Genomic DNA, 19,468 nt, shown 5'->3' on the forward strand with positions numbered 1-19,468 from the left:
ACGAACCTTTCCGCCGCTTCGATTTCGTTCGTAGGGATCCGGACGTCAGGACGCGGCCTTCTCGCCTCGGATCACGAGGGAAGCCGCCTGGCCATGACGCGTCAAGTTGGTGTTCAAGAACGTCGGATTCTCGGTCGGACGGATCGACCCGCGGACCAGGTCCAGCGAGATGGCCGGATCCGGCTCGTCGCAGTTCAGGATGAACGGGATCTCGCCGCGATTTACGCCGATCAGGCTTGTGATCAACTCGACCGCACCGCAGCCGGAGACCATGTTGCCCATATAGCCCTTGAGGGCGGTCACCGGCACGGAAGTCCCCGAGCCGAAGATTCGCTCGAAGGCGCGGGCCTCGGCGAGGTCGGAGACCTGAGTGGCGGAACCGTGCGCGTTGACGTGGCCGATCTCCTTCGCGTCGATCCCCGCGTCGCGGAGGGCCGACCTGATGGCGATCTCGGTGCCGACGCCCTCCGGGTCGAGCCCGCCGTCTGGGGTCGCGTCGCAACCCGACCCGAAGCCGAGGATCTCGCCGAGGATTGTGGCCCCTCGCTTGATCGCGTGCTCACGCTCTTCGATCACGAGGATACCCGCACCTTCGCCAGGGACCCAGCCGTCGCGCCGGGCGTCGAACGGGCGGCAGGCCGCACTCGGTTCGCCCTTCCAGTGGGACATCTGACCCAGCAGGCTCATGCGGACGAAGCTGAGTGGGTGGATCTTCGAGTCGGCGCCGCCGGTGATCATCACGTCGGCCCGGCCCCGGGAGATGATCCGGTAGGCCTCGCCGATCGCGAGGTTCGAGGCGGCTTCGGCCTCGGTGATCGTGTTGCTTGGCCCCTGGCAGTCGAGCAGGATCGAGATGTGGCAGGCCAGCATGTTCGGCAGATACTTGAGCAGCCAGATCGGCGGGATCTGCCCGATGCTGTCCTTGCCCCAGACCTTGTAGTCGAAGTTCCCGCCCGCCTGAGACGCCATGTTGATGGCGGGGGCGAGCTCGTCGAGCTCGGTCGAGATCAGGCCCGCACCCAGGTCGACGCCGACGCGGGTCGGGTCGAGTTGGCCAAGCTTCAGCCCGGCGTTCATGAACGCCTGCTCGGCCCCGGCCACGGCGAGTTGGATGTCCCGAGCCATGTACTTCAGGCTCTTGGTCAGGGCCTTGCGGTGCTCGGGGTCGGGGAGGGCATATTTCTTGGGCCAGGTCTTGGGGTTGAAGTCGGGGACTTCACCACCCACGTCATTGGGGAGTTGATCGACCGGGAAGGCGCCGATTTTCTGCACGGCGCCTCGGCCTTCCTGGTATGCGGCCCAATTGGCTTCAGGCCCGATGCCGAGGGGGCTGACGAGTCCGATCCCGGTGATAACCACGCGGCGTTTTGAACGAAGCATGAGAAACTCGTCAGTCTCCACCGGAACGGTGCGTGGAAAAAGCACGCGCCGTCGAACCGTCCTAAAAGGCTATCGGAAATTGGGAATCGGTGATAGAGGAGTGAGTTCGCGAAGGAAACCGGGGTTATCCGGTTTGTTCGGGCGTGGGCGTTACGGCTTCACCGTTCGCCTCGGCCGATTTATCCGCGAGCTCACGCGCCCGATTCTGTGCTTTGGCGAGGTCGAGGACCCCGAGAAGCTGTTGCGTGAACACGAAATTCTTCGGCCCGAAGATCTGGTTCGCCCTGGAATTGTCGAGGTGGGCGAAAACAATTTCCGTGTCCGCAAGCAACTCGCCGTCCAGGAACGCTTTGCCGATGACGACGGCCCCTTCGCTGCGAAGGTCGGTCAGCGTCACCTCGTAAATCAGTTGGTCGCCGGCGCAAGCGACGCCGAAGAATTCCGCCTTGGGAATCTTAGCCAGGACGACCTTCTCGGCAAATCCGCCAGCCTCGCCGACCAGGATTCCGCCCGTCTGGGCCAGCCCCTCGATGATGAGGGAGGCTGGCATGACCGGGTAACCCGGGTAGTGGTCGTGCAGGTGCTCTTCGGCAAGCGTCAAATTCTTGATGGCACGAGCGAACTGCCCGCTGCGGAATTCCAGGAACTTGTCGATCCAGATCCATCTCATTTTCGAAACTACCCGCCCCTCACGCGAAAGGACGACGACCGGGGTCGGAGAGGAGTCGCCCCATCCAACGGAGCAACTCTCACCCCTGGTTGCGTCGGGATCCGTCTCATTCGCATTCGACGGATCGATTCCGACGCGGGGCCGCTAGGCGACGACAGCCGGGGCTCAGGCCCCGAGCTTGCTCTGGACGTACTGGACGAGCATCTCGACCGTGTACAGGTCGCCGATCTTCTCGACGTCCGGATCCTCGGCGAACTCGGAGAGGTCGGCGTAGGGCATCCGGGCCTTCAGCTCGTCGAGACCCTTGGCCGTCAGCTTGCCGTCCTTGATCATCTCCGGGTCGGAGACGACGTTCTCGGGGAAGAGCTCGCCGCGGGGGATCTTGATGCCGAAGTTCCGCTCGAGGCGGAAGACGATGTCCAAGAAGTCGATCGACTCCGCGCCCAGGTTGCCTTGAAGCGTCGCGTCACTGGTCACATCTTCCTCATCCACACCGAGGGCGTCGACGAGGGTGGCTTGGACCTTCTGGAAAATCTCATCGTGTGTCGGCATGACATCCTCAGAAAAAATGGGATCGCCAAGGCAGTCCCGCCAGGAACCAGCACCCGTGACTCACCGAGCATCCAGAGAAAGCTCTGGTAATCGTCGGCGAAACGATCCTACGAACTTGATTCGGACCGAGCCGCGATACGCGCTTTCTCACCAACCACCGTGACCTTCGGCGCAGTCGGCAACGTAACAGCGGGTCGTATTTTGCGAACAATCGGAATTTCTTGCAACCTCAGCAGGGCCGGCCCCCGGGCCTGGGGGCCGATCCGGTCCGGATAACCGAGCAAGGCCTCCTCGAATTTTGATGCAATCATCTCGCAATATTCGAGGATGCCCCGGATCGATCTCCGTGTATCAAGCCCCCGCGTTCGGGGCCGCGACCGGGGCGTTCGCCTCGGCGGGAGCCAGTCGGACCATCGCCCTCGCCCCGACCGAACCCTTACGGAGTGTAGCGTACAGGTCGCGAAGCCCGGCAACGATCGAGGCATCCGTGGAGTGCAGTTCGGGGTCGCGCTCCCTCAAGTTGTATCTGGTCAGGATGAACCGACCTTTAACCATCTCCTGTCCATCGATGCTCCCCACGCCCTTGAAGGTGCAGTCCCGCTCCCCCTGGGAGACCAATTCCACCTTCAGTTGAAGTTGGCGGCCGGGCTCCACGAAGCTGCCGTATTTGATGGTCTTCGCCTGCTTGAGGAGCACCACGCTGTGGGCGAAATCCTCATAGTCGCGAATCAGCCAGGCCCCGGCCTGGGTCAGGGCCTCCAGCATCAGGACCCCCGGCATCACCGGGAATCCGGGGAAGTGATCGGCGAGATACTCCTCCGCAAGCGACAGGTTCTTGACCGCGACCAGGGATTGACCGCGTTGTAGTTCAGTGATCCGGTCGATCAAGACGAAGCGCATGGAATTCCCCGAGGATGGCGCGAGTCCCGTTGTTGGGGGCACTCAGTGGAAGGGTGGTAGGGAGTAGGCTGGTTGATTGCGATTCCATGTCGAGTCGCTTATTGTATTGACGCAACCTACCCAGAGCAATAGCCCCACCCTCTTGACTTTTGACTTCCGCTCAATCCTGAGTTTCCTCGCTGAACCAAATCTACACCGGCAAATTGCGCCGTCAAATCAGTCGTCCTAATTCGCCTGATTTGCCTATCTTCTCCTCAAGGTAACATCGGATGCCGGCCTGATCGGTGTGAGGACGGGTCTCGTCCTCGATTGCGAGGCGTCATGGGAGCGAAACACATAGGCAGGAGGGGTGACCGCTTCTATACTACATTCGACCAGGTGGCGTGTCAGAATGAGGGAATGAATTCCCACCACGTGATCTTCCAGGATCGGAATGATTCGTAGCGAGGAGTGAAGTCCCCGATGTATCGCCGTCTCGCCGGTCTCCTCTGCGGGTTATTCCTCGGCCAGTCTGCTGGCGTCGGACCTGCCTCGGCGGCGGTCCCGCCGGTCGCGTGGTCCCCGAACGGGCAGTGGTTGGCGTTCGTCACGCAGGGCCGCTCCGATTCGCTGCTACCTCCCCTCGGCTGGTCACTCGAGCTGACGAACCTGGTAGACTTCGGTCCCGCCGGCGATGCCGCCGATCCTTCGAAGCCGCTCCCCGAAGCCTGGACGATTTGGGCGTATCGCCCGGACCTCTCGAAATACGTCTCCATAGTCGAGTCGACGGTTCCCGTCTCCGCACCCTCCTGGCGCCCCGATGGCAAGGCCATCGCGTTCGGTCGTCTGGTGCCGGAGGATAAGAATCGCAGTCGGTTCGAGGTGGTGGTTCAGGACGCACTCAGGCAGGAACATGTGGTCTTGAAGGAGATGATCGATGTCGCCTCGGTGAAACCGATCGAGTTCGGCATGATCTCCATGGTGTGGTCGCCCGACGGTCAGTATCTCGTCGTGCCGGCCTTCCACCAGACCCGCGGCCTGGCGATCATGCGGGCCGACAACGGCCGGATCCTCAAGACGCTCGAGGAAGCGCAATGGCCCGCCTGGTCGGCCGATTCGGTGAAGCTAGCGTACCTCGGGGGACCGGAAGCCGACTCGCTCCACTACATCGACAATAATTTCGGATCTCCCCACCAGATCGCGGATGTCGGCAAGGTCCTACAGCCGCCCGTGTGGTCGAAGCAGGCGATCATCCTTTTGGTCCGGTCGAGCAAGGTGGAGCTCAGGGGAGGACCCAAGCCCTCGTCCTCGTTGCTCAGGTTCCCGATCGACGGCGGCAAGCCCGAGCCGCTCGTCCTGAATATCGAGGTCAACAGGCGCGATCGGTCGGGAGTCATCAACGCCGCCAGCATCGACCGCGACGCCGAGAACGTCTTCCTGGCGGAAGAGGTGGCCGGCCCCATGTCCGAGATTACGTGGTTCCGGCCTCGTAGTCGCGAGACGCTCAAGCGATTTAACCCGGTCGAGCACCCGATCCAACTCACCGCGCTATCACTATCTCCCAACGAGAAGAACCTGGCGTTCCGCACCGGCGGGATGGCACCCTTCCAGCCGCTCGGGTTTTGCGACGTGACCGAGAGGGGTTGCACGCTGCTCCTCCCGGACGACTCGGCGCGGATCGAGTGGCTCATGACCTTGATTACCGGCGTAAGGCAGCTTCTGACCGTGGCCTTGCCTCCGGCAGTCGACCCCTCGGGCCACCTCCAGGAACGCCCGTCGCCCTTGCCGATCCCGGGCGAGCTGCCCATGAACCACGAGTCGCTGATGCGGCTCCGGAACCTCTCGAGGCAAGGCCTCGTCGCTTGCGAGAGGCGGAAGGAGGCTACATCCGGGAGCCCCGCCCTCGAGAACTTCTTCAACGAGTCCCGGCTACTCTTCCAGTACCTGTCCGACGATTATAAGGGAGCCTTGAACTCCCTTGAGACGGTCGAGGCCGCCATCGATGATCCCGACGTACGCCTTAGGCTCCTGAGCATACGGGCGCAGGTCTACCTGGCCCTCGGGGACGTCGAGCGGGCGCAGGAAACCATCTCTTACCTGCGTGCCGTTAGCCGGAACACATCGAGGCGCGTCGAAGAGACTCCCGCCGGCCTCTCTATGGAAGATGACTCGGCGCAGACGCATGGTTGGCCCGAGATCCTGGCGCAACGCGCGAAGCGCCTCGCGGACCTGAAAGCCCAGAGTCGCGGGGAGGACGATAATTCCGCAGAAACGGGCCTCCTCGGCGTCCAGCGACCCGCAGTCCCCTTCGGGCTCCAGGATAACGGGCCGTTCCAGGGGGGCGGCCCGCCGCAGGCGGAACTCGTCCCTTTGCGGCATGATAACGGAAACGTCCGACCGGGCGAGTTTGGCGGTCCTCGCCGCCTTGTCCCCATCCCGCCTAGGGCGAGGCAGGTCCCGCCAACACCTCGCCCCATCCCACCTCGACGGGCCGTGCCGGTCAACCCGCCACGCTGAGGTTTGAGTGGCTGATTTTGAGAACGGCTTCAACCCGACCCGTCGGCTCAGAGCACCGAGACCAAAATTACCCTCACGAGGTTGATGAGCCCGACGCGTTCGGCAGGGGTCATCTTTCCGCGTGCGATGATCGCTTCGCTGCTGCGGATCGCCCTGTTAATCATGATCGTCTGGGTGGTGCCGAGTTTGAGCTGCTCGCGATTCTCGAGCAGGAGATGGAGGACGTCGCGGATCGTCTGCGGCTCCGTGTCGTCGGCTTCGGGCTGCGAACTCCATTTCGGAAGGGCAGGGGCGTCGCATGCGCGACGGACGACGCCGAGGATGGTGCGGCTGATCGCCTCGAGCTTCGGATAGTTGATGGTCTCCGCAGTGTCTTCGGGGGAGTGATACCTCGGATTCTCGCCGGTGCTGAAGAAGAGGTAGGGGACGGACCTCGAGCGGAATGGGCCGTAGTCGCTCCGGTCGAGGACGAGGAGGTCCGAGCCCACTACGCCCAGCTTGAGCGAGCGCCCGGCGACCGACTCGTTGAGCAACGGTCGGAGCCCCGGGGCATTCTCACTCCCCATGACGAAGACGTATGGCTCGCAGACGCCTCCCAGCGACCGGCCGATCATGTCGGCCGTGATGAAGAGGGCGATCCTCTGGAGTGGAACCGGGGGGTGCTCGACGAAGTAACGCGAGCCATACAGCCCGATCTCCTCGAGGTCGAACCCGACGAACATGAGGCTCCGCTTCGGCTTGACCGGACCCTCGACGATCGATCGGGCCACTTCGAGCATCATCGCCACGCCCGACGCGTTGTCGTCCGCTCCCGGGTAGAGGACGCCATTCCGAACCCCCAAGTGATCGTAGTGGGCCGAGACGATGACCCACTCGTCGCGGAGTTCGGGGTCGCTGCCGACGATCCTGGCGCCGACGTTCCGCCCGGGGAGCCAGCCCGAATTCCCCGTCGGCACGTCCTGGATGTAGCTGCCGCCGAAGAGGGGTTCGAGCTTGAGCGTCTGGAAGGTCTTGATGAGGTGGGCGACTGTCTTTCGGGCCCCAACGTCGCTCCGCCCCTGGAAGGCGGGGGAGGCCAGCAGCGTCACCTCGTCGCGAAGTCGCTTTTCTTCGGGTTCCGGCGCCTGTCCGTAAGCCAGGCTGGACAGGAGGAGCCCTGCGGCGAGGAACCCGAGCTTTGATGGCGTTGCCTTCCGACTAATCGAGGTGATCATCTCCGTCCTCCATAACGGGGTTTCCGGCCCGACGCACAATCTTTTCCCGAGGGTCATATCCCGAATTCGAACCCGAATTCTTTTTTGCGATTTGCCCCCGCCTCGAAAAGCGCGTGTCATACTCAGAGTCGTAAGGGAACGACTTTCCTACACGGAGGTGGAATATGTCGCGTGCCTCATGGCTCCAGGGAATCGCGTTCGCGCTCCTGCTCGTCGGTTTCGGCGGCGGGGTGTCGCAGGCTCAGGACTGGGACGATTATCTCCATTGGCCCTACGTCCCGCCCCAGGTTCCGGGTAACGGCCACGAATATCGCTCACTCTACGACAACTTCTACGTGTACCCCCGCGAGCAGCGGATTGTGCCGCAGATCCAGGGTCCTTACTACCACAACTTCTACGGTGGTAAGCGGCACCTGGGTTTCCGCCATCCCTGGGGCTGGCACGACTGGAACAAGAAGAAATACTACTCGGGCAACCACTTCGTTCTCGACGTGTTCTGAGAACGCAAGCGGCTCCGCTTCGTGGCGAGGGCTCCTTGGATGGGCCTTCGCCTCGATGCCCCGACCCACATAACCGGCTCGATTTGAGCCGGCCGATTTTTCGAGGGCGACCAAGGATCCGTTCCCTGGTCGCCCATTCGCGTTTTGAGCCTCAGCGATTTCCGAGGCCGCAGGCCATCGCGTAATACGCCTCGGCCGCCATCTTGACCTGCTCGATCTCGATCCACTCGTCCTTGGTGTGCGCCTGGGCGATGTCCCCGGGGCCGAAGACGAAGCAAGGGAGCCCATCCTCGCCAAGCGGGCCGCCGTCCGTCCCGTATGGAACTCCCCCCACCGACGGCACATGCCCGATCGCCTTGCCGACGGCATGCCGGATCGGCTCGACCCACTCGGTTGCCCTGGAGTCCCTGGGGGAGAGCGGCGGCATGCGGACCCACGGCGGCAGGAAATCGATCCCTTCAAGGCTGCCGAGCCTGTCCTGGAGGAACTTGGCGACGTCGTCGCGCGCCCAGTTCGCTTCCTCGCCGGGGATCAGGCGACGGTCGATCTCTACGGCGCACCAGTCGGGGACGACGTTGACGCTCACTCCCCCCTCGATCCGTCCGACCGAGAGGGTCGGCGAACCCAGCACGGGGTCGGGCTTCGACGCGTGGAGTCGGCTCGCGTATTCGGAGAGCGCCGAGAGGACGGGGCCCATCTTGTAGATCGCGTTGACGCCGAGCTGCGGGGTCGAGCTGTGGCAGGCCACGCCGTTGGTCTTGATCTTCCAGCGGACGGCCCCCTTGTGGCGATCGACGAGGTCGAGCTTGGTCGGCTCGGCCACGATGGCGAGGTCGGCGCCGTGGGAGGACTTGGCGAGCCGGGACGAGCCGACATGCGTGAATTCCTCGTCGACCGTGCAGGCCATGATGACGGAGGCCGAGTCGATCGGGCGCTCTTTCACGAGCCGGGCGAAGGCGGTCAGCATGGCGGACATGCCGCCCTTCACGTCGCAGGACCCCCGGCCGTAGAGCTTGCCGTCTCGGATCTCGGGCTCGAAGGGGGGGATGGTCATCCCGTCGGTCGGCACGGTGTCCTGGTGGGCGTCGAAGAGGATCGTGGTCCGGCTGTGCGGGGCCTCGTAGCGGGCGATCAGGTTGTCCCGGCCGGGCGCGGCAGTCTGACGCTCAACGCTCACGCCGAGGTCCCGGAACCAGTTCTCGAGGTAATCCGACATCCCCGCCTCGAGGACACCGGGCCCTGACAGGGGCCTCCCCATCGGGTTCACACTCGGGATGGCGACGAGGTCGGACAGGAGGCGGATCACGGCGTCCACGAATTCGGCTCCGATCGGTGCAAGATTCAGTCAGCAACGACGAAGAGCAGGGGGCGAACCCGGTTCAACGAGCGTCTGTGGGATGAGCGATCTTACTCGCGATCGGCCCGCGAGTCACCCTTCGACCCCCCGGCGAGAGGTCGCGGGCCTCGACCCGCATGTCCTTTGATGGGACACAACCACGCGCCTCGGCCACGCCGTCCCGGGTCGAAAGCGCCGACGCGATGAAAATCTCCGGCTTTCTGGATGCAACTCGTTGTCGCTTCCGGGCGCGAGCGACGTATCTTCGAAAGGGAGGGTGAGTTCCCTTAACCATTTCTTGTCCGTGGAGGGCGGATCCCCGAAAGGTCCCTGGGTGGACAGGCCAGCAAGATCAGAATTTCTGCTCATGTGACGCATCTCGGCACGCCGATCGCACCAGAAGGGAAATCGCGTGACGAAACACATCGACGTGCATGGAACCGGCCGGAGGTTGAATTCCTCTTGCCCGGCCCAGTCTTTTGCATAGAATCCCAAAAATCCGTTGAAATGCCGACCCCACGCCGGCGTTTAACACCACCTCGAGAAGAGGAACAGGACCACGATGGGCGAGTCTTCAAGCTCACCGAGTTCCATCGTCTCCATCCCAGACCCGGTCGAGTTTGCGGATGGCGACGAGCCTCCCAGTCGATCGCCCTGGCAACCGAGCACCCCCCGTCACCCGGCCTGGGCCCACGTTTCCGAGAGCGACTGGACCAACTGGCGTTGGCAGTCGCAGAATGCGATCCGGCATCCCAAGCAGATCCTCGACCTCCTCCCCTTCGACGACGCGGAACGCCGGGCCATCGAGACGCTCCAGTCTCAGTACAAGCTCGCAATTCCCCCCTATTATTTCTCCCTCATCAACCCGACCGACCCCTTGGATCCGATCCGGCTTCAGTCCGTCCCCTCGCCCCTCGAGATGGCGGGAGTCGGGGGCACCGACGGCGAGGATGACCCGCTCGACGAGGACAAGGATTCGCCGGTCCCCGGCCTCACGCACCGCTATCCCGACCGTGCCCTGCTGGTCACGACCCACACCTGCACCATGTACTGCCGCTTCTGCACGCGCAAGCGGGCGACGATGAAACGGGGGGGCTGGGACGCGGTCTCGCGCGACGACCGACGCATGATCGAATATGTGCGTGAGCATCCCGAGATCCACGACGTCATCATCTCCGGCGGTGACCCGCTCACCTTGCCCCTGGAAAAACTCGCGTTCTTCGTCGAGAACCTCGACGCGATCCCGCACCTGGACGTCATCCGGATCGGGACGCGCGTGCCCGTGACCTTGCCGCAAAAACTCGATGACGACGAGCTGCTCTCGGTGCTGGGCCGGTCGGAAAAGATCTGGATCCAGACCCACTTCAACCACCCGCGCGAGGTCACGCCCGAGGCCCGCCATGCCTGCGACCGCCTCCGGCATCGCGGCATGCCCGTGAACAACCATGCGGTCCTGCTGAAAGGGGTCAACGACGACCTGGAGATCCAGCGCTCGCTCTGCCGGGCCCTGCTGCGGATCAAGGTCCGTCCCTACTACCTCTTCCATTGCGACCCGGTCACGGGGGCGGGGCACTTCCGCACGCCGGTCTGGACGGGGATCGAGATCATCGAAGGCCTGCGAGGGCACATCTCGGGCCTCGGCGTGCCGACCTACGTCGTCGATGCACCTCGGGGCGGCGGCAAGATCCCGCTCATGCCCAACTACCTGGTCTCGGCGGGCAAGGAGTCGGTCGTCCTCCGGAATTATGAAGGGATGCTCATCAACTATCATCCCACCGGGGATCAACCGTCGCCGCCGGCCCACACGGAGACCCAGGGGGTGAGCGCGTTGCTCGCCGGCCAGAATGAAGTCCTCGTCCCAGAGGGGACTCCTCGCCTGGCCCGCCGCAAGGCGAGGGCCCAGGGGAATCCCTCGGACGGACCTGGACCCACCAAGGGCTCGCGGGCGCATGGGAATGGTGCCGGCAACGACCACGGCAAGACGCGAGGGCCAGGGCTTTGAGGATCGGCATCGCCTTCGACCTCGCGCCGGTCGCTCGGGACGACGAAGGGCCCGACGACCGGTTTGAGGAATATGACAAGCCGCAGACCATCGAGAGCCTGGCCCAGACCCTTCGCGAAGAAGGGCACGAGGTCGTGCTCCTCGGCGACGGCCGAGAATTGCTGGAGAAAGTCCTCGCCGATCCCCCCGACTTCGTCTGGAACGTCGCCGAGGGGGAAGGCGTCGGCCGCAGCCGCGAGGCTCGCGTGCCGGCCGCGCTGGAGATGCTCGGGATCCCGTACAGTGGCTCGGATCCGCTCACGATGGCTGTGGCCCTCGAGAAGGACGTGGCCAAGCGGCTCGTCGGCACGCACGGAGTCGTCACGCCGAGGGGCGTCTGTTTGTCTCCGGAGACCTCCGCGGATCGATTCAAGTCGATCCTCGAGGATGCCTTCTCCTCGGATGTGGGATTGTCGCTCATCCTCAAGCCGGTCTTCGAGGGATCGAGCAAGGGGATTCGCGCCCATAGCCTCGTCAGGTCCTTCTCCGAGGCCGCGGCGCTCGCCCGGCAGCTTGTTGCGGATTACCACCAGCCGATCCTCGTCGAGGAATTCATCGCGGGCGACGAGGTGACGGTGGGCGTCCTGGGTAATGGTTCGCAGGCGGAAATCCTGGGAGCCATGCGGATCCGGCCCAAGGTCCGCAATGACCAGTTCATCTACTCGCTCGAGGTGAAGCGGGATTGGGACGATCGGGTCGCTTATGAAACACCCGCCCAACTCGACGCAGCGGTGCTGGAAGGACTCTACCGCTCGACGCTTGCCGCGTTCTCGGCCCTCGGCTGCCGCGACGTGGCCCGCATCGACTTTCGGATCCGCGGCGGCGTCCCTTACTTCATCGAGGCCAATCCGCTCCCCGGACTCGCCCCCGACTGGAGCGATCTCGTGATCCTGGCGAAGGGGATGGGCGTCTCCTACCGCGAATTGATCGGGCGGATCCTGGCCTCGGCCCTCGAGCGGACCGGGAAGGCGAGGCCCATGCCGCAAGGGGCGATCCCGTGACGTTGCAGACCCCCGGCGTCCTCGTGCTCTACAACGAGCCGGTGCTGGCCGAGGACCATCCGGATGCCGCCTCCGAGCATGATGTCGTTTCGGTCGCCGAGTCGGTGGCATCGCACCTGAACGCCCGCGGGATGCGAGCCTGGACTACCGGCGTGGGGTCGTCCGCGGCGGAGATGATCGCGCTGCTCGAAAAGTCGGGTCCACGAGGCGAGCCTATCAGCGTGGTTTTCAACCTCATCGAGGGCTTCGGCGGCAGGAGCGTCGGGGCAACCTACGCCACGGGCCTGATCGAACTCTCTGGGATCCCTTACACCGGCTCGCCCGCCGAAGCATTGGCCTATTGCCAGGAGAAAAGCCGGGCGAAGGCTATGCTCAAGGGCTTCGGCCTCCCGACCGCCCCTTCTGCACTGGTTCACATGGGCGAAACGCTCGACGAGTGGCCCTGGAATTGGCCCGTCTTCGTCAAGCCGGATGCCGAGGACGGTAGCCTTGGGGTCGACCAGCAAAGCGTCGTTGGCGACCTGACATCGCTCCGCCAGAAGGTCTCATCCATTCACGAGGCATACGGCGGTGCGGCACTGATCGAGGCCTATCTGCCGGGTCGGGAGTTCAACGTCGGCGTCCTGGCCGTGCCTGATCCCGAAGCTCTACCCATCGCCGAGGTCTGTTTCGATCGCTCCGCGACTCATTGGCCAATCCTGACGTATGATGCCAAATGGACCTCGGGATCCATCGAGGATCGCACGAGCCCTGTCGTCTGCCCGGCTCAAGTCGATGAGACCCTCGCTAGGCGGCTCCGACAACTCGCCCTCGAGGCCTATCGGGTCACGGGATGCCGCGACTATGCTCGGATCGACCTGCGGCTCGATGCGAAGGGAGAACCGATGATCCTCGAGGTGAATCCCAACCCGGACATCGGCGAAGGGGCCGGCTGGGCGCGAGCCTTGAGGGCCTCCGGGCGCGACTACGGCGCCACGCTCGAGGCGATCGTGCTCCAGGCTCTACAGAGACGTCAATTGCTCGGTTGAGGGCTGCCGAGGATTCGTGTCCGCGACTGGCGAGGGCCATACTCCATGTTCCGGATCAGTCACGTCCTGGGGGCTCACCGCGATTACGACCGTCGCTGCATCGGCGAGATCCAGGTCCTTCTCGATGCGGCGTTCCCCGAACTCGGCGAAGGGCCCGACTACGTCCTTAAGAAGCTGACCGAGCAAACGGTCCGGGGTTATCCCACGATCCTCCTCGCTGCGCACGGGACGAGCGATCAGATCACCGGATTCGCGCTCGCCGACTACTTCGAGCCCGTTGGATACGCCTATCTCGACTTCATCGTTGCCCAGGCCGAGCGTCGAGGGCGGGGGCTCGGCGGTGCGCTATATGAGGCCTTGCGGGAAGACCTCATCGCCCGAGGGGCCCAGGGGCTCTTCTTCGAGGTCCCCACCGACGACCCCTTACAGGTCACTGACCCGGCCGATCTCAAGTCGAACAAGACGCGGATCAAGTTTTATGAGCGTTACGGGGCCCTTCCGATCGTCAACACGCTTTACGACCAGCCGATCCGGCCGGGCCATCCCACCGAGCCCCGGTTGATGTACGACCCACTTCAGAGCAAGACCCCCCTCGACGCACCAACGCTCAAGCAGATCATGGAGATGATCCTGACGCAAAGGTATCACTATGCGTCCGATGATCCCTATGTCGTCCAGTTGCTCGACTCCGTGCAGGACTCGCCGGTGCGGATCCGGAAGCCTCGCTACGTCGACCCTCGCGAGTCGAAGCCGAAGACGCCCAGGCGGCTCATGCCGTTGAAGGTCTTCTGCTCGTCCAGGCATGCACTTCACCACGTCCGGGAGCGTGGGTATGTCGAGCGGCCGGCACGCGTCGACGTCATCCTCAAGGCGATCAGTAGCTTGCCGGATATCGAGCAACTCCCCGTGCGCAACTTCGGCGAGAAGCCGATCCGGGCCGTGCATGACACGGACTTCGTCAACTACATCCGCAACTTCTGCCAGGAACTCCCGCCGGGGGAGATGGTCTACCCCTACGTCTTCCCGATCCGGAGGACCGACCGGCCCCCTCACGACCGGAGCCGACGCGCGGGCTATTATTGCATCGACACCTTCACACCCCTGAGCCGAGACGCGTACAAGGCAGCTCGCGCCGCGGTGAATGTGGCACTCTCCGGCGCCGAGGCGATCCTGGCCGGGAACCCCCTAGTCTATAGCCTCTGCCGTCCCCCCGGCCATCATGCCGAGCGCGATACCTACGGCGGGTTCTGCTACTTCTGCAACGCCGCGATTGCCGCCCAGTATCTCGGCTCGCGCGTGGGCAAGGTCGCGATCCTGGACGTGGACTATCACCACGGCAATGGCGCCCAGGACATCTTCTACAACCGCTCCGACGTCCTGACGATCTCGATCCACGGGCATCCGAACTTCGCCTACCCGTACTTCTCCGGCTTCGCCGACGAGGTGGGGGAAGGGGAGGGAAAGGGCTTCAACGTCAACATGCCCCTCGCCGAGGACGTCCACGACGGCCGCTACCTCGAGGCGCTCGACGAGGCCCTGGCGATCGTCCGGAAGTTCAAGCCCGAGATGCTGATCGTGCCCGTGGGCCTCGACATCGCCAAGGCCGACCCCACCGGGACCTGGAGCCTCACGCCCGACGGCCTCTTCGAGGTCGGCTACCGGATCGGGGCGATGAAGTTGCCGACCTTGCTCGTTCAGGAAGGGGGGTACAACATCCGCTCCCTGGGCCGGAACGCGGCGAGGATGCTGACCGGGGTCTGCGCAGGGGCGCTCGGGAGGCATTCGCGTCCGAAGTGAGGCACCCGGGTCAACGAACGAAGCCCCGCCTTCGCAAGGAAAGGCGGGGCCTGTTGAATCGTTCGGATTTGCGAATGCGGCCAGGGCCGCTTCGACTTACTTCACGCGCTCGACGTACTCGCCGGTCCGCGTGTCGATGCGGATCTTCTCGCCGTTCCCGATGAAGGGGGGAACCTGCACCTTGAGGCCATTCTCGAGGATGGCGTCCTTGTACTGGTTCGTGGCGGTGGCACCCTTGATCGACGGCGGGGTCTCGGTGACGACCAGGTCGATCGAGGCGGGGACTTCGACCGAGACGGGCTTGTCGTCGACGTGCATGACCTTCACCCGGCTGTTTGGGAGGAGGTACTGCATCGCCGTGCCCATGATCTCGGGCGGGAAGCTGAGCTGATCGTACGTCTCGGTGTCCATGAAGACGTGCTCGTCGCCGGCGGAGTAGAGGTACTCGTACTCCTTGGTCTCGACGTACGGGACTTCGATCTGGTCGACGGAGCGGAGCCGCTTCTCGATCAGGGCCCCGCTGTTCATGTTCCTGAGCTTCGTCTGCACCATCGCGCGGAGGTTGCCCGGAGTGTGATGCGCGAAGTCGACCACGACGAAGTTGGTGCCTTCCATCGTGATGACCATCCCTCGGCGGATGTCGGTGGCTTTGATCATCATGGCGTTATACGTTGCCCCCGAATTGCGAAGCTCGATGACTTACATTTTTGAATCGGTAGAACCGCCGCAACCCACGGCACAGGTTCTAATAATGGATCGAAAATAACCAAAGCAGGGGGCCTCTGGCTAGTCCACTTGCGCCGGTCGAGCGGGCTCCGCCATGGTTCTACGTCGTTGCGAGACCAGGCCTATCAACGATTCTTAAAAAGAGAATCTGGGAGGTCGGGCGAGAATGCGAAGTTTGGGTGGTCTCGACCCAGGGCTATCTGCGTCAATCCTCACGATTTCTCACGACCGACCTTCAACAGATGAGACCGGGTTCGGGACAACCTTTGGTCCCCGAAAACTTGTGGATTCCGGCGCTCACTTGATCCCGGGCAGGACCCCGCAGTGGATCAAGGTCGGTGTGATCTCGCCCGGAGAGAGCCCCGCATCCTTGAGCCACTGGCGATATTCGCCGGCGCTGTAGGCTCGCCCCTCGGTGAGGCGGAAGAGCGCGGCCGAGTAGAGGGCCGTGGCGAGCGGGCCATCAAGCTCGTCGTTGAGGAAGACGTCGTGGATCAGGAGCTTCCCCCCGGTCGGCAGTACGTCCGCGAGGCGCCGGATCAGGGTGCGGCACTCGGGCACGTCCCAGTCGTGGAGAATGTTCGAGAGCAGGATCGCGTCGGCATCGGTCGGCACGGGGGCAGTGAACATATCCCCGGGCCGGACCTCGAGCCTGTCTGCGACGCCATACTCCTGGGCCATCTCCTGCGCGACCTTGAGCACCTCGGGGCGGTCCCAGACGATGGCCCGCAGGTTGGGATGCCGCTGGAGCCAGGCGATGCTGTAGATCCCCGTGCCGCCGCCGACGTCGAGCAGGCACTTCCTCCCTTCCAGCGAGTATCGCTCGGCGAGGATGGGCGCGACATTCTTGGCCCGGCCGGCCAGGGCCAGGGTGAGCTGCCTGGCGTTGGCCTCGTTCTCCATCGCCGACTCGATCCCCTCGCGGTAGATGAAGGCCGCCCCCTTCTCGTCCGGCTTCTCGCCCGCCGGTCGATTGGTGCGGAGCCGCTCGACCATCTCGACGACGCCGGGGCTCTCGGCCGCGAGGCCAATGTAGCCGCCGAGGTCGTAGTTGCCGCCGGGGACGAGGTGATCCTGGGCCAGTTCGGTGAGGAAGAGCCGCCCCTGGCCATCGCGGTCGATCAGTCCGAAGGCCCGGAGCGCGGTGATCAGGACCGTCGCGGGACGTTCTTCCAGGTTCAGCTCCTTGCGAAGCTCCTCCAAGCCGAGCCGCCGGTTCGTCAAGCAGCCGAAGACGTTGAAGTGGGAAACGGCCGCGGTGAGCAACTCGGTGGCGTGGTTTCCGCGGAAGATCTCGAGGATCGAGGTGGGGTCGAAACGCGGTGGCGTCGTGGCGGACCTGGTCATTGTCGGCGAGAAGCTCCATCGTTGAGAGTAGCGAAGGCCTTCGATCCAAGTACCCGATTTCTCGCCCCTTGAAAACCCACTGCCGATGGTTGGCGTCAATTGGCGAGCCCGAAATCAGGTCTCGGAGTCGACTTCGGGCGCGATGAGGGGGCATATCGCCGCGACCGATTTCTCAGGTTTGATGCTGGAATAATTATTTGAAAGAGCAGGCGAATCATGCGACGTCCGCCGCAATCTTGAGAGGCTCTCGCAGAATTGAGGCCCGGCCATGACCATCCCGGGGCCTCGAAATTGCTACAGGCTGAGGCGACCGCAGCCATGAGCCAGGTGCCAATGCGAGGGATGCCGGTGATGCCGTCGCGGGCGTTCGCGACGGCGCGTGGCATGGGTTCGACTGATTCCTCGGGATCGTCCAGGCCGATCCTATGAAGGTTGGTGGTAAGATTGATTTCAGGGAGCCGGGACTTCTACAATGTCCTGGCTTCACCACGCCGTAGGTCCGGATTTTGCGAGGAAGGCTCGAAGGCGCCCTCGTCTCACGCATGCGACGGCCCGCGAGATCCCAAGGGTACGGGGCAAGTTGGCGATCGAAGACGCTTCTCGACCCGAAGCGTACCGTCACCCGAGACTTTCCTGGATGGCTGGCTGGGGTCAGGGGAATACACGAGGATGGCCACCGACATTCGACTCAAAGAATCTCTCCCCGCGTTGACCGACCGAATCGTCGAGTCATACGAAGAGTGTGGAGGGATCAACCACCTCGGCCATACTCCGCTCCCGAGCTACCGAGAGATCGTCGAGATCCTGGGGGACATCCGGGAGATCCTCTACCCGGGCTATGGCCGCCGCCAGAACCTGCATTTCGGCAACGTCGGCTATCACGTCGGCGACCTGATCGACAGCCTGCATGACCGCCTCACCGTCCAGATCACCCGCGCCTTGCGGCACGACTGCAAGTCGAAGGACCTGGAGACCGACTTCGAGGCCGAGGCCCAGGTCCTGGCCGTCAGCGTGCTCGAGTCGATCCCCGAACTGGGCCGCGTCCTGGCCGACGACGTGCGCGCCGCCTATGACGGCGATCCCGCGGCCAAGAATCTCGACGAGATCATCTTCTGCTACCCGGGCGTCGCGGCCGTCACCGTCTTCCGGATCGCCCACGAGCTCTTCAAGCTCGGCGTGCCGCTGATCCCGCGGATGATGACCGAGTACGCCCACGGCAAGACCGGCATCGACATCCACCCCGGCGCGACGATCGGCAGGCGGTTCTTCATCGACCACGGCACGGGCGTCGTCATCGGCGAGACGACCAACATCGGGACGGGGGTCAAGATCTACCAGGGAGTGACCCTGGGAGCCCTGAGCTTCCCCCGCGACGAGAACGGCAACATCCTTCGCGATCACAAACGGCATCCGACCATCGAGGATGACGTGGTGATCTACGCCAACGCCACGATCCTGGGCGGCCGGACGGTGATCGGCCACAACTCGGTCGTCGGCTCCTCGGCCTGGCTCACGCGGAGCATCCCGCCCTACACGACCGTGACGATCGAGAGTCCGATGCTCCGCTATCGAGGCGCCGCCCCCAATGGGACGCCTCATGAGGAGTTGATGGGCTTCGATTACCAGATCTGAACATGCGTAATCGACCCTCCTAGCGATCGGGTCGGCTCGCGAACACGATCCAGCCCCCGGCTCGCAGGGAATGGGCGAGCCAGGGGAGCCGGATTGGCTGCGCCTGGATCGCGTCGATCGGCAGGACATCGTCGATGACGAGCCCCGCGTTTCGCAGGTCACGCTTGAGCTCGCCCCAGCGATAAAGATGGACCTCCATCGCCGGGATGCCGCGATACGTCATCTTGCGGTCGCCCGCGTCGGGGGCACCTTGAGCGTGCTTCACGAGTTGCTTCGCGAGCCAGAGACGCCCCTGGCTGTCGTGCAGGTTCAGCCAGAGGTTGTGGACGTGCAATGCCAGGCGTCCCCCCGGCTTGAGGATCCGGCCGATCTCGGCCATCGCCTGCGACCGCGACGCCTTGCCGTGGATCATGCCGATTGTGCTGAACATGGAGAGGGCGTAGTCGAAGGTCCTGTTCGGGAAGCAGCCGAGCCGGCAGAGGTTGGCCTCGACCCCCAGGACCGGCAGGGATCCCCCATCGGCGGAGGCGTGGACGCGCTCGAGCATCGGCCGGGACAACTCGACGGCGACCACGCGGAAACCTCGGCGTGCGAACCGGAGCGCATGGCGACCGGTGCCGCAGCCGAGGTCGGCCATCAGCCCCGGCTCCGTGAACCGTTCATCCACGACGCGGGCGTCGGTCTGGAAGAGGGGATGCCCCTGGAAGTACGCATCCTCCTCCTCCGCCAGTCGCGGCGAGTGGGTGTATTCCCAGAGCGAACCATTGACCCCTTCGGGCAATCGCCAACTCGGAGGGGTCGCCGAAAAACTCATGTCAGAAGGCTCGCAAAGGGTTCGATCGTCGTGG

The 19,468-nt window shown here is 64.0% G+C and carries 16 protein-coding genes; 7 read left to right on the forward strand and 9 right to left on the reverse strand.

Features of this window, described 5'->3' with window-relative positions; genetic code table 11:
- Positions 1–45: 45 nt before the first annotated feature.
- The 4 genes from ACOYYX_RS14225 to ACOYYX_RS14240 all read right to left on the reverse strand — a co-directional run bounded on the left by ACOYYX_RS14225 (position 46) and on the right by ACOYYX_RS14240 (position 3,502).
- Positions 46–1,380 (reverse strand): beta-ketoacyl-[acyl-carrier-protein] synthase family protein, encoded by a 1,335-nt coding sequence (locus tag ACOYYX_RS14225; protein ID WP_422930562.1) that lies wholly within the window; start codon positions 1,378–1,380, stop codon positions 46–48.
- 124 nt (positions 1,381–1,504) lie between these two features.
- On the reverse strand, positions 1,505–1,981 hold the full coding sequence (locus ACOYYX_RS14230; RefSeq protein ID WP_422930563.1) for a beta-hydroxyacyl-ACP dehydratase: 477 nt from the start codon (positions 1,979–1,981) through the stop codon (positions 1,505–1,507).
- Between the two features lie 234 nt (positions 1,982–2,215).
- Positions 2,216–2,602: an acyl carrier protein gene (locus ACOYYX_RS14235; RefSeq protein WP_422930564.1), complete on the reverse strand. Its 387-nt coding sequence runs from the start codon at positions 2,600–2,602 to the stop codon at positions 2,216–2,218.
- Between the two features lie 351 nt (positions 2,603–2,953).
- Positions 2,954–3,502, reverse strand: coding sequence for a 3-hydroxyacyl-ACP dehydratase FabZ family protein (locus tag ACOYYX_RS14240; RefSeq protein WP_422930565.1), 549 nt, complete (start codon positions 3,500–3,502; stop codon positions 2,954–2,956).
- A gap of 462 nt (positions 3,503–3,964) precedes the next feature.
- Here ACOYYX_RS14240 and ACOYYX_RS14245 point away from each other — a divergent pair, with 462 nt between their 5' ends.
- Positions 3,965–5,998, forward strand: coding sequence for a hypothetical protein (locus ACOYYX_RS14245; protein ID WP_422930566.1), 2,034 nt, complete (start codon positions 3,965–3,967; stop codon positions 5,996–5,998).
- A gap of 47 nt (positions 5,999–6,045) precedes the next feature.
- Here the strand turns inward: ACOYYX_RS14245 and ACOYYX_RS14250 are convergent, their stop codons facing one another.
- Complete coding sequence (locus tag ACOYYX_RS14250; RefSeq protein ID WP_422930567.1) at positions 6,046–7,212, reverse strand: M28 family metallopeptidase; 1,167 nt, start codon at positions 7,210–7,212, stop codon at positions 6,046–6,048.
- 164 nt (positions 7,213–7,376) lie between these two features.
- On the opposite strand from ACOYYX_RS14250, the gene ACOYYX_RS14255 reads away from it, so the two are divergent.
- Positions 7,377–7,712 (forward strand): hypothetical protein, encoded by a 336-nt coding sequence (locus ACOYYX_RS14255; RefSeq protein WP_422930568.1) that lies wholly within the window; start codon positions 7,377–7,379, stop codon positions 7,710–7,712.
- A 151-nt stretch (positions 7,713–7,863) separates the two neighbouring features.
- Here the strand turns inward: ACOYYX_RS14255 and ACOYYX_RS14260 are convergent, their stop codons facing one another.
- Complete coding sequence (locus ACOYYX_RS14260) at positions 7,864–9,027, reverse strand: M20 family metallopeptidase (protein WP_422930569.1); 1,164 nt, start codon at positions 9,025–9,027, stop codon at positions 7,864–7,866.
- Positions 9,028–9,610: 583 nt separating this feature from the next.
- Between ACOYYX_RS14260 and ACOYYX_RS14265 the strand changes: the two genes are divergently transcribed.
- From ACOYYX_RS14265 to ACOYYX_RS14280, 4 genes are read left to right on the forward strand one after another with little or no spacing between them, the layout of a single operon-like run.
- Positions 9,611–11,050: a KamA family radical SAM protein gene (locus ACOYYX_RS14265; RefSeq protein WP_422930570.1), complete on the forward strand. Its 1,440-nt coding sequence runs from the start codon at positions 9,611–9,613 to the stop codon at positions 11,048–11,050.
- The gene (locus ACOYYX_RS14270) at positions 11,047–12,090 is read left to right on the forward strand and encodes a D-alanine--D-alanine ligase family protein (RefSeq protein WP_422930571.1); all 1,044 of its coding nucleotides are present in this window, start codon (positions 11,047–11,049) and stop codon (positions 12,088–12,090) included. The genes ACOYYX_RS14265 and ACOYYX_RS14270 overlap by 4 nt, the downstream gene beginning before the upstream one ends.
- Complete coding sequence (locus ACOYYX_RS14275) at positions 12,087–13,118, forward strand: D-alanine--D-alanine ligase family protein (protein ID WP_422930572.1); 1,032 nt, start codon at positions 12,087–12,089, stop codon at positions 13,116–13,118. The genes ACOYYX_RS14270 and ACOYYX_RS14275 overlap by 4 nt, the downstream gene beginning before the upstream one ends.
- Positions 13,119–13,163: 45 nt before the next feature.
- A complete protein-coding gene (locus ACOYYX_RS14280; protein WP_422930573.1) occupies positions 13,164–14,915 on the forward strand; it encodes a GNAT family N-acetyltransferase in 1,752 nt (583 codons plus the stop codon).
- 96 nt (positions 14,916–15,011) lie between these two features.
- Here ACOYYX_RS14280 and efp read toward each other — a convergent pair whose 3' ends face one another.
- Together efp and ACOYYX_RS14290 are read right to left on the reverse strand one after the other, a co-directional pair.
- Positions 15,012–15,575 (reverse strand): elongation factor P, encoded by a 564-nt coding sequence (gene efp / locus ACOYYX_RS14285; RefSeq protein ID WP_422930574.1) that lies wholly within the window; start codon positions 15,573–15,575, stop codon positions 15,012–15,014.
- A gap of 363 nt (positions 15,576–15,938) precedes the next feature.
- Positions 15,939–16,988: a methyltransferase gene (locus tag ACOYYX_RS14290; protein WP_422930575.1), complete on the reverse strand. Its 1,050-nt coding sequence runs from the start codon at positions 16,986–16,988 to the stop codon at positions 15,939–15,941.
- Between the two features lie 669 nt (positions 16,989–17,657).
- Here ACOYYX_RS14290 and epsC point away from each other — a divergent pair.
- On the forward strand, positions 17,658–18,620 hold the full coding sequence (gene epsC, locus ACOYYX_RS14295; protein ID WP_422930576.1) for a serine O-acetyltransferase EpsC: 963 nt from the start codon (positions 17,658–17,660) through the stop codon (positions 18,618–18,620).
- A gap of 19 nt (positions 18,621–18,639) precedes the next feature.
- Here epsC and ACOYYX_RS14300 read toward each other — a convergent pair whose 3' ends face one another.
- Positions 18,640–19,434, reverse strand: a complete 795-nt coding sequence (locus ACOYYX_RS14300) for a class I SAM-dependent methyltransferase (RefSeq protein WP_422930577.1) — start codon at positions 19,432–19,434, stop codon at positions 18,640–18,642.
- Positions 19,435–19,468: the final 34 nt, after the last annotated feature.

Source organism: Singulisphaera chitinilytica (assembly GCF_049331405.1).
Lineage (GTDB): Bacteria > Planctomycetota > Planctomycetia > Isosphaerales > Isosphaeraceae > PoT.